The sequence below is a fragment of the Brevundimonas sp. Soil_N_31 genome (genome assembly GCF_057655995.1).
In genome coordinates this window covers 1-802 of record NZ_JBDGLE010000029.1, presented here as the reverse complement: position 1 = coordinate 802, position 802 = coordinate 1, and the positions used below count along the sequence as shown (strand labels likewise).

Annotated in this window: 1 pseudogene; it reads left to right on the top strand. The window is 60.5% G+C overall.

Features of this window, described 5'->3' with window-relative positions:
* Window positions 1-86: 86 nt before the first annotated feature.
* Window positions 87-802: pseudogene (locus AC3A3G_RS16360) on the top strand (transposase); the annotation flags it as partial.

The window sequence follows — 802 nt, the reverse complement described above, 5'->3', positions numbered from 1 at the left end:
TGTTCGGCGTCAGCGCCTTTGGCACAGATCTGGGGTTGCGGATAATGGAGGGATTGGGTCTCGTCGCAGTGACGTAAGGAACGCAGATGAGACCCAATCCCTCCAGCCCAAAATTGGCTGCCAAGCCCACCAAGAAGCCCGCCGAGGTGGTGGTGAAAGATATTCGCCGTGCCACACGCCGGCATTTCTCGGCCGAGGATAAAATCCGCATCGTGCTCGAAGGCCTGCGCGGCGAGGAGAGCATCGCTGAACTGTGCCGCCGCGAAGGCATCGCCCAGAGCGTGTATTATTCCTGGTCAAAAGAATTCCTTGAGGCTGGCAAACGCCGTCTGGCCGGGGACACGGCCCGTGCCGCCACCAGTGACGAGGTCAAGGATCTGCGCCGTGAAGCACTGGCTCTCAAGGAATGCGTGGCCGACCTGACGCTCGAGAACCGCCTGCTTAAAAAAAGCATGATCGCGGATGGGGGCGACCAAGAATGAGGTATCCCGCCGCAGAAAAGCTCGAGATCATCCGCCTCGTCGAGCAATCCCATCTGCCCACCCGACAGACGCTGGAGAAACTGGGCATCCCACGCCGCACCTTTGCCCGCTGGTATGCCCGCTACCTTGATGGTGGGCCTGAGGCGCTGGAAGACCGCCCCTCGGCGCCAAGCCGGGTATGGAACCGGCTGCCCGAGAATGTGCGCAAACAGATCATCGACATGGCGCTGGAGGAAAGCGAACTCTCGCCCCGCGAGTTGGCCACCAAATTTACCGATGAGAAGCAGTACTTTGTCTGCGAGGCCACGGTTTATCGCCTG